Genomic DNA, 14,084 nt, shown 5'->3' with positions numbered 1-14,084 from the left:
AGTTACTTCCCTGTAATTATGGAGCGTGAAAGATAGTCGCTTACAAATTTAATCGCTTCAGGCGCACCTAGTAACGAACTTGTGTCCAGCCCGATACGTCCGTCCCCACCTGCAAAATCAAAACTGTAGAGCTCGACTGTGCAGTAGGTCTGTAACACTCCAAAGTCCAAACTTTCCAACTGTTCTTTGTTAAGCTTCAACAAGTCTTGTTTGCCCAAACCAGCGGCCTGAATCTTGTCGCCAGGATGATTCAATCCATCACAACTTATCGTCCGAGGTGTTCCGTCATGCCGGCGCCAATTACGCATAACAAATGTGGTAATGGAAAACTCATTCTTGAAATGAGGCGGAGGAGCATTAAGCCAAAGCTCTAATCCTGGATAATTTTTTAGTTCCACAATCAGATCATCCGGCCAATCTGCATGTCGATACCCCATGCTGTGCGGCTCAGTGCGCTCCTTCCGGGTGTAGAGTCTCGCCGCAAGCCGGAAATACCCCCAACTGGAAGGCTTTTCTATCCCGCTCATCTCATACTCCGTACGAAGTTCGCTACCCGTCCACCAAAATGATCCCTCGAGAGTCTCGGCTATACATGACCCGTCACTTCTCAAATTCGATCCGAAATAAAATCCGGGTATCCGACTCCGATCAAGAAGACTCCCGCCCGGTATTGGCACCTGTTCCATACCCGCCAGTTTTTTACTGCAGTCACCTTGTTCCTTTTGGTAAATCGCCCTGCGTTCTGCCGCCTCCTCCCATTCAATATAAAAATCCACCACCCAATAGCACACCAGCAAAACCAGACCATACTTCAGTAAGGCTTTACAACGTCTAAAGGCTTCCTTGCGTGACATTTTGAACATTTCAAATCTCCCTTTTAAAATGACGAAAACTCTAGTTAGAATCGACCAGCCATCGCATCTTCAAAAACCTGAAAATAGCCCTTCAGACCAGCACTGACATCAAAACTGTTTGCCGTTAGCCGCGCAGCTTTTCTGATAGATTCAAAATCACCGGGATAATTTAAAACGCTGCATACATTGGCAGCTATTGATTCAACCTGGAAAAAATCGACAAGAATCCCATTACCCCCGTGAACAACGACCTCCTTCACCGGAGCTGTATCAGAAGCGACTACCACACAGCCAGCCGACATGGCCTCCAATAAGGACCAAGACAAAACGAACGGATACGTCAAGTAAACATGCACCGTTGAAACTTGCAGAACAGCTCTATATTTCTGGTAAGGCAGCTTCCCGGTGAAATGCACATTGGAAACATCGCAATCCACCTCCGATAACATCTTGTCTCGCCAGTTTTCATACCCAACAGGCCTCCGCCCATAGCTGACTTCATCTCCACCCACAATGACTATTTGAGCGGTCGGACACTCAGCCTGAATATGGCTAATGGACCTCATAAATATGTGAAATCCACGATAGGGTTCAAGGTTTCTGGCAACGTACGTCACTATTGGCTGATGTGCCTTAAGTACACAGCCACTGGGTAAAGTTACAGCCTTAACTTTCTCGGCATGAGGCGTTTGGATGACACCTTCATGAATCACGCGAATTTTAGATTGATAGCTTTTCGGAAAAAGACTTCGTTGCCACTCTGTTGGGGCAATTCCAATATCACACTGTTCCAGATTCAACAGATGCATTGAGTTCAAAACTCTTAATCTTGAGGAAGCATCGGACGCACGTGGAAATTCAGGATCAAAACCTGAGTCTGCCCCCTGCGCTCGATAATAATATTCACAGAGGTGAATCAGTGGTGCATCCGGATATACATCCTTGATAAATAACGTTTCACCCCACCCGGGATGAGCAAGAATCACATCGGGTCGATAACCCTGTTGTTTGAGTTTCTTCAACAAGACCAAAACACGCTGCCCATCCAACACAGCCGTTTGATATCCATGCAAATAAGCATGGCTACTATTCGAGTCTCTTATTGAGGACCGATACCGAAGCAGTTTCACCCCGGCAATACCCGGTGCCGTATCACGACCAATTGCAAGTACTTTGAAACCCTTTCGACGCGCCGCCAATGCAACATGGCGAAATTGACCGGGAAAATTTTGATGAATGATAAGTAAATGCATGCCTGAAAAACTTCCGTGTTTATATAGCTCCGTAAATTGAAAGCTTCCAGCTTCAATAGGCGCATACAAACGCTAACAATTATTCAGAAATAAAACTGTAGGAGGCTTCCGAGAACTTCCTAGGAGATGGAGCAACATACGAATTTTCAACAGGTACAAAAAAAGCGGCGCTCAATGCGCCGCTTTTTTGTTTGCGGATGATTACCAGCGACCGCCTCGCCCGCCGTGGTCACCCCGATCACCGTGATGATCTCGGCCGCCGCGGTCACGGTCCCAACCACCACCGCGGTGGCCGTCCCAGCGCCCGCGATCATTGTCGTGCCAGCGACGGCTTTCGTAATAGCGCGGGGCCGGCTGGTAGTAGCGCGGTTGCGAGTAATACCGTGGCGCGGGCTGGTAGTAACGCGGCGCAGGCTGATAGTAGCGCGGTGCCGAGTAATACGTGCTGCCACCGCTGTAATACGTGCCACCAGTGTTGTAGTACGCCGGAGCGGGTGAGGTGTAGACCTCCGAGCTGTAATAGCTATCTGCGTAGGAGTAGGGAGCGCAACCGGCAACGGAAAACATCATCGCAGCAAGCAGTAGAATTCGTCGATACATGGCGGCCTCCTGGACCGCGAGTGAGCCACACCAGCGACGCTGGCAGGCATCAGTCGGTTATTCGGTGACTGACGAATGATCTGACAGCGTTTTCCGAATCTGGTGCGCTTCCGTAACAAGTTGAAACATGTGATTGATGAAATCCTGTTCATTTGCAAAACACTGTCATTCAGCCGCCGATCAGTGGTGTCCACCGTGATAGCCGCCGCCGTGGTAACCGCGACCATAACCACCGCGATAGCCGTAACCACCGTAATAGTAACGGGCGCCGCCGTAGTAGCGCGGGCCGTAATATCCGCCGTAGTAATAAGGTGAGTAGTAGCCGGGATAGTAGTAGGGAGCGGCGTAGTAAACATCGGCGGGAGGCCCGTAGTAATAACATCCGGACAGCCCAAACCCGAGCACTGCACCGAGCAACACTCGACGAAACAGTTTCTGAACACGCATGGCGGCCTCCTGAAAGACCCACGACCGCAGCAGGAAAGCGCAGCCGACACAGTTTTGACTGTCAGGCCCAGGGCAAGTGCCGGACTCGGCCAAGCTTCAGATCAGCGGTGTCACTCCCCCTGAGAATCCCCCTGTGGGAGCGGGCTTGCTCGCGAATGCGGTGGGCCAATCAACATTCATGTGTCTGGAAAACCGCCTTCGCGAGCAAGCCCGCCCCCACCGTTGAACGGTGCAAATGCCCGGAAATACAGGAACGACCATTTGCGCCGCGTATGGAGCAGTTATTTCCCGGCAGTGCCACTAGAATGCTGCCATCGGCTCATCTGCCAACGGAACCGCCCATGCCGCACAGATCTGCGCTGTACTCCCAACGCTCGCTGGTGCTGACTCTGGTCGCACTGCTTGGTGCCGGCTTCCTCGCCACTTCCTTGCTCAGCTATTACGCCTCACGGGCGTCGATCCGCGACAGCATCGTCAACACCGAACTGCCGCTGACATCCGACACCGTTTATTCGGAAATCCAGAAAGACCTCGTCAGACCGATCCTGATTTCCTCGATAATGTCCCGCGATACGTTCATGCGCGACTGGGTGGTGAACGGTGAAAAAGACCCGGTAAAAATGACCCGCTACCTCGACGAGGTCATGACCCACTACGGCGCCTACACCGCGTTCTTCGTCTCCGACAGCAGCCACACGTACTACCACGCCAAAGGCGTGCTCAAGCAGGTCAGGATCGATGAGCCGCGCGACGCCTGGTACTTCCGCGTGCGCGACATGAAAGACCCGTACGAGATCAACGTCGACCCGGATCTGGCCAACAAGGACAACCTGACTTTCTTCATCAACTACAAGGTCTACGACTACGACAACCGCTTCATTGGTGCCGCGGGCGTAGGCCTGACGGTGGACGCGGTGATCAAGCTCATCGATAAGTACCAGCAGCGTTATCAACGCAGCGTCTACTTCGTCGATGCCTTCGGGCGACTGGTGCTCACCGGCGCCAGCGGCGGCCCGGAAGGTGCGCACATCGGGCAAAGCCTCAGCGAACTCGCCAGTATGAAAAGCCTGATCAGCCAGTTACCCAAGCCCCACAGCGGCAGTTACGAATATTCCGCCCACGGTCAGGGACATTTTCTCAACGTACGTTACATCCCGGAATTGCACTGGTATCTGTTCGTCGACAAGCGCGAGGACGGCGCGCTCAGTGATATCCGTCAGTCGCTGTACCTCAACCTGCTGATCTGCCTGCTGGTGACGCTGGGCGTGCTGGCCCTGCTCAATCGGGTGATCCGGCGTTATCAGCGCAAGATTCAGACGCAGGCCACGCTCGACAGCCTCACCGAACTACCGAATCGCCGTGGCTTCGACCTGCTCGCCGTACAGGCCCTGCACGAAGCGCAGCGCGAGTCGAAACCCCTGACTGCGCTGTTGCTCGATCTCGATCACTTCAAAACATTGAACGACACCTACGGGCACATGGCCGGCGATCAGGTGCTGATCGGGTTTGCCCGCGACCTGCAAAGTTGCCTGCGTCATTCCGACATTGTCTGCCGTTGGGGTGGTGAGGAATTTATCGTATTGCTGAAGGACACCGACGGCGACACCGCTCAGAAGATTGCCGAGAAGATCCGCCGACACGTCGAACAACAGGCGTATTCCTACGATGGCCACAGCCTGAGTCTGACCGTGAGCATCGGCGCCACCACCCTGCAAGCGGATGACACCTTGCACACGCTGCTGTCCCGGGCCGATCATGCGATGTACCGAGCCAAACAAACCGGCCGTAACCGCACCTGCGTGGAAATGCCTCATTCGACTTATGCCTGATACCGACGCTAAACCCGACCTCTGCCCGGCCTGCGGCGCCCGCAACGACTGCACCCTGGCCGACCCGCGCACCGCCGACCAGGCCTGCTGGTGCTATGGCGTGAGCATCGACCCGGCAGTGCTCGAAGCCCTGCCGGCCGAACTGCGCAATAAATCCTGCCTGTGCCCGCGCTGCGCGCAGGTCGAGGCGCAACTGCAAGCAGCGGCGCGGCCGATCCCGTAAGATACGCGCCCCTTTTGTTCGCCGATTCCTGACCATGCGCGTCGACCGTTTCCTCAGCAACCTGCCCCGCTACAACCGTCAACAGGTTCGCCTGTTGCTGGTGGAAAAGCGCGTGCGGATCGACGGAAAAATCGTCAGCGACCCGCACAGCGAAGTGCTGGAATTCAGCCGCGTCGAAGTCGACGAAGAAGTCTTGCAACTCGGCAAACCGGCGCGCTACTTCATGCTGCACAAACCGCCGGGGTGCGTCAGCGCCACCCGCGATCCGCAGCACCCGACCGTGCTCGATCTGATCCACGAGCCGGACAAGGACGACCTGCACATCGCCGGTCGCCTCGACTTCAACACCACCGGGCTGATGCTGATCACCAACGATGGCGGCTGGTCGCGACGGCTGACCCAACCGCAGACCAAACTGCCGAAGGTCTATTACGTCGAGACCGAACAGGAGATCGGGCCGGAGTATGCAGTCACGTTTGCCGAGGGCATCTACTTCGCCTTCGAAAACCTGACCACGCAACCGGCGCAACTCAAAGTGCTCGGCCCGAGGGCGGCGCGTCTGAGCATCGTCGAGGGTCGATACCATCAGGTGAAGCGCATGTTTGGTCACTTCAACAACAAAGTGTTGCGCCTGCACCGCGAATCCATGGGCCCGCTGTTGCTCGATAACGCGCTAAAACCGGGCGAGTACCGAACATTGCGCACCGAAGAGATCCATTTGTTCTAAGCCGGCGACCGCTCAGCAGAAGTTGTCGAACAATTCACCAACGGCACTTGCGCGATCCTGATCCCCCTGCTTGAATCAGGACGTCGGCCAAATTGTGACCGATGAGTCACGCAGTACATCCAAGCAACCTTTTTGCCGGTAGAGAGCCTCAAAGGCTCCACCTCCCCCGGCAGACTGCCCGCCAATAATAATACCCGTCGACCTGCCGTTCCGGATCGACATGGGCCCCAAACTCCAGGCGTATGCCTACCTGTCACAAAGCTCGTGCAATCTCTATTTGCGCGCATACCCGCTTGCTTGCCAGGAGTCTTATGACATGAGGCCAGAAATCGCTGTGCTGGATATACAGGGTCAGTATCGGGTTTACACGGAGTTCTATCGCGCAGACGCCGCAGAAAAGACCATCATCCTGGTCAACGGCTCGATGGCCACGACTGCGTCGTTTGCTCAAACCGTGAAAAATCTGCACCCGCAATTCAACGTGGTTTGCTACGACCAGCCCTACGCGGGCAGGTCGAAAATCCACAACCGCCACGAGAAACATCTGACGAAGGAAGTCGAAGGGCAGATTCTGCTGGAGTTGATCGACCATTTCGGTGCCGAACACGTGCTGTCGTTTTCCTGGGGCGGCGCGGCCACCCTGGTTGCCTTGGCCCACCAGCCGCGGCGTATCGAAAAAGCCGTGATCAGCTCGTTCTCGCCGGTGATCAACGCGCACATGCTGGATTACCTGGAGCGCGGTGTCGATTACCTCGGCCAGCGCGACGGCGATCGGGTCGGGCACCTGGTCAACAACACCATCGGCAAACACCTGCCGTCACTGTTCAAGCGCTTCAACTATCGCCACGTCAGCAGTCTGGCCGAGCACGAATACGGGCAGATGCACTTTCACATCAACGACGTGTTGCACAGTGATCGTCAGTGCTACCTGAATGCGGCGAAAAGGATCAACGTGCCGGTGTTGTTCCTCAACGGCGAATGGGATGAGTACACCGCCGCCGAAGACGCACGGATATTCGGCAACCACGTGGCACAAAGCACCTTCACCACGCTGCAGGCCACCGGGCATTTTCTCGACATGGAGCACAAGGCGGCTTGCCGTGACAGCCAGAATGCCCTGCTTGGTTTCCTGAAACCGTCACAGCAGTCGAGCCGAACGCGTTACTCGTTCGTCCAGGATCACCATGCATCGGCCATTTGAAAAAGCGTCGTCGCGAGCGAGTCTGTGGGGCTGAGAAGCCAGCGCTGATTACCTGCAGATTCGCCCGCGAATGACCGTTTTCAATGCTGTAACGCGCTGCGGGCAAAAGAAAAACTTCAAATCCGCGCCCGACTCTGGTACAAAGTCAGCCGCTCTAAGCGGGTATAGTTTAGTGGCAAAACGAAAGCTTCCCAAGCTTTAGTTGAGGGTTCGATTCCCTCTACCCGCTCCACTCAATCGGGTCTCACGTCGAGGTTATGACGGGGGATGCAGAAACAGAAAAACCGGCCTACAGGGCCGGTTTTTTTGTGTCCGGGATTTGTGGGAACACACCATGAATGATGATTCTCCTGACTCGAACCTCTCCTCAACCCAAATTTGGATAATTCCATTTTTCTGTGGGTTATTGCGATTTTCAAAAGATAAGCCACAATAATCAGGAATAGTGCATGGATGACAAGTTCCTGGATAAATCCAGAATTACCGGCTTTAAAGTAGCTTTTGAGGTGTAAGACCCATTATGTTGGATTTAAGCCTTAGCAAGCCAAGTGAGATCGTCAAGCGGATCTGTGAACGTCTACGCACTGATCGACTCGCTCTGGAAATGACACAAGCGGACGTGGCCGCACGTGCCGGCATCGGAACCAATACGGTATCCAATCTTGAAGCCGGGCGTAATGTGGGCTTCGAAAATCTGGTACGTGTTGCCATGGTACTTGGGCGCAGTAAGGAACTCGAAAACCTGTTCTTGCCAAAGCTTGAAACTCTGGACGACATCCTGCGCTACGAAAACAGTGCCAAGCGTTACCGCATCAAAAGGAAATCCGACAATGCTTGAGAAAGTAGACGTCTACTACGAGGGCTGGGGTGAACATTGGCGGTGGGGCACACTGGCTTCCACCGCAGCGCTGACCGGCCGTCCGCTGGTGGTGTTTGAGTACAGCGACGAAGCAAAAAAAAGAGGGCTGGAATTATCGTCCCTGAAACTTCCTTTGCAAGGCGCCAAATTAAGTCGGGATTTCCCGCCACATCAGTTGGGATTGCCAGGCCCCGTCTATGACTCGCTGCCCGACGGCTGGGGCATGCTGCTGATGGATCGTCTATTCAAACGTCGCGGCCTGAATCCCGCACGCATCGGACCTTTGGAGCGACTGGCCTACATCGGCAACAATGCCATGGGTGCCATGTCGTTCAAGCCTGTGGCACCTGACGTACTAGAACCACAAATGCATGTTCCCATTGAGTTACTTGCAGCCGAAGTGCGGCAAGTGCTGAAAGGTGAAGGGGGCGAGCTTCTTCATAAGTTGCTGCTGGTTGGAGGCTCTCCGCAAGGTGCCAGACCCAAGGCTCTGGTCTATCGCGCCCCCGACACCGGGACGTTCACCACAGCTGCCACTCCAGGTTTTGAAGCATGGCTGGTGAAATTCCCTGCCCAACACGAACATCCCGAAGTGTGCGCCATCGAAATGGTTTATGCCGCTTGCTTGCGCCTCTGCGGCATTCAAACGCCGGATACGCAGTACTTCAGTCTGTCAGATGGAATGGCTGCCTTCGCCAGCAGACGGTTTGATCGACAAGACGGACTACGCGTCCCCATGCAAAGCCTCGCAGCCTTTACCGGTGCAGATTTTCGCTCTCCGGGGGCATTGGACTATGTCAACTTCCTGCGCGCCACCCAAAGATGTACCAATGATGTACGTGAAAAAGCACGGGCGTTCGAGCGTGCTGTTTTCAACGTTGCGTTCCACAACCGGGATGATCATCCCAAGAACTTTGCCTACACCATGTCGCGAGCTGGCGATTGGAAATTAGCCCCGGCCTACGATGTGACCTTTTGCGAGGGGCCGGGTGGGTATCACCAGATGGATGTGATGGGCGAAGCGCTGGAAATCGGCCGAAAGGCCATGCTTGGACTGGCAGAAGAAGCGGAGGTGGGTGCCTATGAGGCAGGAGTTATCATTGAGCGCTTTTGCGACGTATCCAGCCAATTCTCGACTGTGGCAAATGATCTTTATCCTGGCGTGATCACTCAGGAAACCCTGCGTACCATTCAAAGCCGAATTGATCACAACATCAAGCTGTTGCGATGACTGCATATCCTTGCAAATCACATTTTTTGAAACCCTGAAGATTTTTCCGACATTACAGATCCACAACACACCCACGGTTCTCACCGTCCCCACGACCCAGTAGGATTCCCACTTCACCCACCACCCTCCCCCTGCGCGGCCATCGACGAATACGCGTTTTGACTTTCGAGGGACTCCATGGCGCGGCCACTGTGCCGCTGATGACCGAACTCAAAAGAGCCACTCACTCATGACGCAAAACATTTACGACGACCCGGAATTTTTTCAGGGTTACAGCCAGATGAACCGCTCGATCGGCGGTCTCGATGCCGCGCCGGAATGGCCGGCGCTAAAAGCGCTGTTGCCGTCTATGCATGATCTTAATGTGCTCGACCTCGGCTGCGGCTATGGCTGGTTCAGCCGTTGGGCCAGTGACCAAGGCGCCGCCCATGTGCTGGGGCTGGATGTCTCGGAAAAGATGCTGGAGCGCGCGCGCGAAACCACTGGGGCGGCGAACATCCGCTATGAACGCGCCGATCTTGAGCATCTCGATCTCCCAGTGTGCAGTTTCGATCTCGCCTACAGTTCACTGGCGCTGCATTACATCAAGGATCTGCCAGGGCTGTTCGCTCATCTGTACGCAGCGTTGAAACCGGGTTCGCATTTTGTGTTCTCCATCGAACACCCGATCTTCATGGCCCCGCGCAATCCGGGCTGGTTGATCGACAGCGACGGTCGCAAGCGCTGGCCGCTGGACAGTTATCAGATGGAAGGCGAACGGGTAACCAACTGGCTGGCCGAAGGGGTGATCAAGCAGCACCGCACGATGGGCACACTGTTGAATTCGTTGATCGCGGCGGGTTTTGCCATTCGCCATGTCAACGAATGGGGGCCGAGCGATGCGGAGGTGGCGGCGCAACCGGCGCTGGCTGAAGAGCGGGAACGGCCGATGATGATGTTGGTGGCGGTGCAGCGCTAACCCGCGAAACATGCATTGTGGCGAGGGAGCTTGCTCCCGCTGGGGCGCGAAGTGCCCCGAAGACCTTGGGCCTGCTTCGCAGTCCAGCGGGAGCAAGCTCCCTCGCCACAGAATTGTTGTTTGCCTTTAGCGAGTCGCGACGATGAATAGCCGTGGAAACGGCAACAGCACCGAACCATCAGGCAACGCCGGATACGCCTCGGCAACGGCCGCCAGATACTGCTGCAGATACCGCGCCTGCTCCTCTTCGCTCAGCGGGCTCAGAAACGGAATCAAGCCACTGCCCTTGAACCACTCCACGATCCCCGCCGCTCCACCGGACAACTGATGATGATAGGTGGTGCGCCACACATCGACCCGCGAGCAGTGCGGACGCAACATCGAGAAGTACTCGCTGGCGCTGGCCATGTCGGTGCGCTGTCCGGCGGCGCCTGCCAGTTTCGCGGCCCACGGGCCGTTGGCGGCGACTTCGCGCATCAGTCGATGGGAAGGTTCGTTGAGGTTGTCCGGCATCTGGATCGCCAGACTGCCACCGTCCGACAGCTTACCCACCAGCGCCGGCAGCAACGTCGCGTGATCCGGTACCCACTGCAATACCGCGTTGGCGAAAATCACATCGAACGGGCCTTGATCCGCCCAACTATCGATTTCTGCGACCTCGAACTGCAACTGCGGCATGCGCTTGCGCGCGGCGTTGACCATGTCCGGCGAACTGTCGAGGCCCCTGACCTGGGCCTGCTCAAAACGCGGCACCAGCAGCTCGGTGGAGTTACCCGGGCCGCAACCGATATCGACCACCGATCGCGCCTGAACCGTGGGGATCGCCGCCAGCAGATCACGGGCCGGGCGGGTGCGTTCATCTTCGAAAGCGACGTATTGTCTGGCGGACCAACTCATTGCGTTCTCCTGTCGGGACACTTCAGCGGTTCGTCACAATACAGGCAGCCATGCGAGCAGTTCCAGAGCGACTGATTGCAAACGATGTCAGCGGGCGGGCTGCTTATCGCCAATTGGGCGATTCATATGCAACCAACGACCGTCCGTCGAACCATTAACACGCATTTTTGACAGCTAAAAAATCAAACCTATAGTCAATTTGCGGCAGTCGGAAGGAACCCGACTCATCTGATTTCGCGCAAGGAGCACGGCCTGCGCGTCTCTCATGACCGATGGGTTCCCCCAGTAGTGTGCTCGCAAAAGCCATACGGCAAGCAAGCGTCGTCGTGCCTGGATTGCAGTCCGACGTTCACTATGAAAAAGGAGCCTCACCATGTCTCGAGTTACGGATATTCTGGTTTCCATCGACACCGAAACCATTTTGAAAAAGTATCCAAACATCAGCAAGGATCCGAAGAATCCCACGCTGATCGACTGGCATCATGTGTATATGGTCACCAACCAGGACAATGTCGTCAGTGGCCAGGCCGGTGGTGAACTGGACCTCAAGGCGCAAGTCGGCGACCTGATCCGCTGGCGTGAAACCAGCCTGTCGCAGAGCTTCGAACAAGCGGTAATTTTCTACAAGTTCATCGGCAACGCGGGGGCCGACCTGATCTCCCCACCCTCACCGCGCAAGGCCACGGCGTGCGTTGCAGTGCCAAACCGGGAAAATCCATCTGTGCCGAGCTGCCAGAAAGTCGACAACCATTACTGGTCATCCGAGACCCTGGATTGCGGCCGCGTGACCTATCACTTCCACTTCCTGATCGTCGACCGCAACTGCCAGATCATCGGCTGCTGCTCGTGGGACCCGTTCATCTCCATCCACAACTGACCCTGTAACGAGCCCCTTGGCAACGAGGGGCTCCACCGATCCGATGCAGCCCGGCGGAATCAGGATGTCTTGCCTTGACCGATGCGGCCGCCAGTGTTTAGCGACGTCATGAAAGGAATCCATGATGACTTCCGAACCGATCACCTCCCCTTCTTCCACCGTCGACAACGCGCAGAATGTATTGCTGATCGTCGATGCCGAATCTCTGCTTGCGCACTATCCAACACCCAGCCAGGACCCCGCCAACCCTACAGACATTGCCGATGGATTTATCTTTTTCGCCACGGGTAACAACTCAAAAGAAATAGTTACAAATGACAGCACTACCAAAGTCTTAGTCGTGATGGACCGTGATGTTCACTTTCGCGTCAGAAGCGTCAGCCTGATCGCCGAGCACAGCGTGGTGGCCTGTCGCATGACCGTCGATGACAGCAGCGTTCTTACTGTACCCAAACTGGAAATCCACACCGGCCTTACCGTCCCCGCGCCCAACCCCGAAACCCCCACCGTGCCGGGCAGCCGCAAGGCAGACGATCATTTTTGGGCCTGCACCCCGAAAACACCTGGCACTGTCCAGTGCGGATTAACGTTCATGCTGGTCAATCAGCAATGTGAAGTGGCGGGGTACTTTCAGTGGCAGGTGGGGGTCGAACTGACGTCCTGAGCCTACTCATGTATGAGCCGGTCGCAAGACCGGTTTTTCATGGACAGGCAACGAAAAACAGAATTTTCGCAACGCCCTCACTGTCTGAATTTCTAGCGTCTCCCAATAAGGAACACCGCAATGAAATTCGCAAAAATATCCCAGACCCTGGCCCTTTGGGCCGGTAGCCCAAAAACCTTCATGGGCGCGTTGATCCTGATTTTTCTGTGGGGGCTGAGTGGGCCGATTTTTCATTTCAACGACACCTGGCAACTGATCATCAACACCTCGACTACCATCATCACCTTTCTGATGGTGTTCCTGATCCAGAACACGCAGAACCGCGATACAGACATCCTGCATCTGAAGCTCGATGAGTTGTTGCGGGTGAACAAGGAAGCGCAGAACGCGATGCTTGGCTTGGAATCGCTGGACCTCAAGCAATTGGAGGCGCTGCGCAAGCATTACCGTAGCCTGGGGGAAAGCGAGGTGTTCAATCTTGATGGGCTGGGGGAGAAGAGTAAGCCGAAGCAGGATTTGAATGACTGCTGAGTAAAGTCAAAAAAGCAAAAGATCGCAGCCTGCGGCAGCGCCTACATGGAATGGTGCAGGAGCTGCCGCAGGCTGCGATCTTTTGACTTGTAAGCGGGATCAGCGGCTGGCTTGCAGCGCTCGCGCCATTTCCAGGTGGTTTTGCAGTTTTGGCAACGTCTCGTCGGCAAATGCCTTGATTTCCGGAACGTCGGTTGACTGCGCTTCCTGCTGGATCTGCTGAATAGCTTCTTCGGTCGCTTTCACCTGGCTTGCGGCGTAGGCCTGATCGAAGGTTTCACCGTCTTTCACCTGGGGGATCATGGTTTTAGCCTTGTCGGCAATTTCTTCACGAGGTGCGACGGGCAGATCGAGCTTTTTCGCGATCTTTGCCAGATGCTGGTTGGCCGTGGTGCGGTCATTGATCACGACGATGGTGTAATCCTTGACCTCTTTGGAGTCGGATTTCTGGTGCGCCAGACGACTGGCTTCGATGTCGGCCATGCCTTTGGCGGACGCATCGTTGATGAAGTCGGCAGGCGACTGGGCGAATGCACTGCCAGCGAACAAACCCAACAGCGTGGCAAAACTGAAACGACGTATCTGGGTGGCCATCCGGCTCATGGTCGCGCCCTCCTATCTCTGCAAATTCAAGCGGGGGCTTGCGCCCCCGCCTCTCAATCAAAACTACCTCACCGACTACTTCGACTTCTGAGCTGGCTTGCGGCCCATTTCGGTTTTCGCAGGCTCTTTGTCGACTGTCGTGGTGGTGGTTTTCCCACCTTTGCGACCGGCTTCAGAGGCCTTGGTTCGATCGTTGGCGAAGTTTCCCGAGTTCGAGTTTCTTGAATTAGGCATGATTCTCTTCCTCTTGGTGTTGATCGTTGGCGAGCAGGTGCCCGCCTAGATTGAGAATTGCCGGACCGATAAAGGTTTAGAAAAGTTGCCTGCGCC

At 55.4% G+C, this 14,084-nt stretch carries 17 protein-coding genes and 1 tRNA gene; 11 read left to right on the top strand and 7 right to left on the bottom strand.

Translation table 11 applies throughout. The features are described 5' to 3' along the window. Window positions 1-2 precede the first annotated feature (2 nt). The 4 genes from ACVHNU_RS03455 to ACVHNU_RS03440 form a co-directional block, all read right to left on the bottom strand. Window positions 3-863 carry a hypothetical protein gene (locus ACVHNU_RS03455; protein WP_473019013.1) on the bottom strand — a complete coding sequence of 287 codons (861 nt, stop codon included), beginning with the start codon at window positions 861-863 and terminating at the stop codon, window positions 3-5. Window positions 864-898: 35 nt separating this feature from the next. Continuing rightward, window positions 899-2,107, bottom strand: a complete 1,209-nt coding sequence (locus tag ACVHNU_RS03450; protein WP_473019012.1) for a glycosyltransferase family 4 protein — start codon at window positions 2,105-2,107, stop codon at window positions 899-901. Between the two features lie 201 nt (window positions 2,108-2,308). Beyond that, a complete protein-coding gene (locus tag ACVHNU_RS03445) occupies window positions 2,309-2,707 on the bottom strand; it encodes a hypothetical protein (RefSeq protein WP_003222524.1) in 399 nt (132 codons plus the stop codon). Between the two features lie 180 nt (window positions 2,708-2,887). Beyond that, window positions 2,888-3,154, bottom strand: coding sequence for a hypothetical protein (locus tag ACVHNU_RS03440; RefSeq protein WP_103520405.1), 267 nt, complete (start codon window positions 3,152-3,154; stop codon window positions 2,888-2,890). A gap of 341 nt (window positions 3,155-3,495) precedes the next feature. Here ACVHNU_RS03440 and ACVHNU_RS03435 point away from each other — a divergent pair, with 341 nt between their 5' ends. The 8 genes from ACVHNU_RS03435 to ACVHNU_RS03400 all read left to right on the top strand — a co-directional run bounded on the left by ACVHNU_RS03435 (window position 3,496) and on the right by ACVHNU_RS03400 (window position 10,182). After that, window positions 3,496-4,983, top strand: a complete 1,488-nt coding sequence (locus tag ACVHNU_RS03435; protein ID WP_473019011.1) for a sensor domain-containing diguanylate cyclase — start codon at window positions 3,496-3,498, stop codon at window positions 4,981-4,983. After that, window positions 4,976-5,206, top strand: coding sequence for a cysteine-rich CWC family protein (locus tag ACVHNU_RS03430; protein ID WP_103521444.1), 231 nt, complete (start codon window positions 4,976-4,978; stop codon window positions 5,204-5,206). The genes ACVHNU_RS03435 and ACVHNU_RS03430 overlap by 8 nt, the downstream gene beginning before the upstream one ends. A gap of 34 nt (window positions 5,207-5,240) precedes the next feature. Next, complete coding sequence (locus ACVHNU_RS03425) at window positions 5,241-5,933, top strand: pseudouridine synthase (RefSeq protein WP_473019010.1); 693 nt, start codon at window positions 5,241-5,243, stop codon at window positions 5,931-5,933. 316 nt (window positions 5,934-6,249) lie between these two features. Beyond that, window positions 6,250-7,134, top strand: a complete 885-nt coding sequence (locus ACVHNU_RS03420; protein WP_045122324.1) for an alpha/beta fold hydrolase — start codon at window positions 6,250-6,252, stop codon at window positions 7,132-7,134. Window positions 7,135-7,292: 158 nt separating this feature from the next. Beyond that, a tRNA-Gly gene (locus ACVHNU_RS03415) sits at window positions 7,293-7,366 on the top strand. A gap of 288 nt (window positions 7,367-7,654) precedes the next feature. After that, on the top strand, window positions 7,655-7,972 hold the full coding sequence (locus ACVHNU_RS03410; RefSeq protein ID WP_003222513.1) for a helix-turn-helix domain-containing protein: 318 nt from the start codon (window positions 7,655-7,657) through the stop codon (window positions 7,970-7,972). Further along, window positions 7,965-9,224: a type II toxin-antitoxin system HipA family toxin gene (locus ACVHNU_RS03405; protein ID WP_473019009.1), complete on the top strand. Its 1,260-nt coding sequence runs from the start codon at window positions 7,965-7,967 to the stop codon at window positions 9,222-9,224. The genes ACVHNU_RS03410 and ACVHNU_RS03405 overlap by 8 nt, the downstream gene beginning before the upstream one ends. Before the next feature lie 229 nt (window positions 9,225-9,453). Next, complete coding sequence (locus ACVHNU_RS03400; protein ID WP_473019008.1) at window positions 9,454-10,182, top strand: class I SAM-dependent methyltransferase; 729 nt, start codon at window positions 9,454-9,456, stop codon at window positions 10,180-10,182. Window positions 10,183-10,308: 126 nt separating this feature from the next. Here ACVHNU_RS03400 and tam read toward each other — a convergent pair whose 3' ends face one another. Beyond that, window positions 10,309-11,079, bottom strand: coding sequence for a trans-aconitate 2-methyltransferase (gene tam, locus ACVHNU_RS03395; protein ID WP_473019007.1), 771 nt, complete (start codon window positions 11,077-11,079; stop codon window positions 10,309-10,311). A gap of 373 nt (window positions 11,080-11,452) precedes the next feature. On the opposite strand from tam, the gene ACVHNU_RS03390 reads away from it, so the two are divergent. From ACVHNU_RS03390 to ACVHNU_RS03380, 3 genes are all read left to right on the top strand, one after another. After that, window positions 11,453-11,956, top strand: a complete 504-nt coding sequence (locus ACVHNU_RS03390) for an inclusion body family protein (protein WP_008076892.1) — start codon at window positions 11,453-11,455, stop codon at window positions 11,954-11,956. A 124-nt stretch (window positions 11,957-12,080) separates the two neighbouring features. Then, a complete protein-coding gene (locus tag ACVHNU_RS03385) occupies window positions 12,081-12,620 on the top strand; it encodes an AidA/PixA family protein (RefSeq protein ID WP_400496114.1) in 540 nt (179 codons plus the stop codon). A gap of 120 nt (window positions 12,621-12,740) precedes the next feature. Further along, complete coding sequence (locus ACVHNU_RS03380) at window positions 12,741-13,151, top strand: low affinity iron permease family protein (protein WP_003222503.1); 411 nt, start codon at window positions 12,741-12,743, stop codon at window positions 13,149-13,151. 99 nt (window positions 13,152-13,250) lie between these two features. Here ACVHNU_RS03380 and ACVHNU_RS03375 read toward each other — a convergent pair whose 3' ends face one another. Continuing rightward, window positions 13,251-13,754: a DUF4142 domain-containing protein gene (locus ACVHNU_RS03375; RefSeq protein ID WP_003222501.1), complete on the bottom strand. Its 504-nt coding sequence runs from the start codon at window positions 13,752-13,754 to the stop codon at window positions 13,251-13,253. A 75-nt stretch (window positions 13,755-13,829) separates the two neighbouring features. Further along, window positions 13,830-13,988 (bottom strand): KGG domain-containing protein, encoded by a 159-nt coding sequence (locus ACVHNU_RS03370; RefSeq protein WP_003222499.1) that lies wholly within the window; start codon window positions 13,986-13,988, stop codon window positions 13,830-13,832. Between the last annotated feature and the right edge of the window lie 96 nt (window positions 13,989-14,084).

It is taken from the genome of Pseudomonas sp. Ors-4-3C, assembly GCF_055755035.1.
The sequence above is the reverse complement of the archived record's forward strand: the minus strand, read 5'-3'. Positions and strand labels throughout refer to the sequence as shown.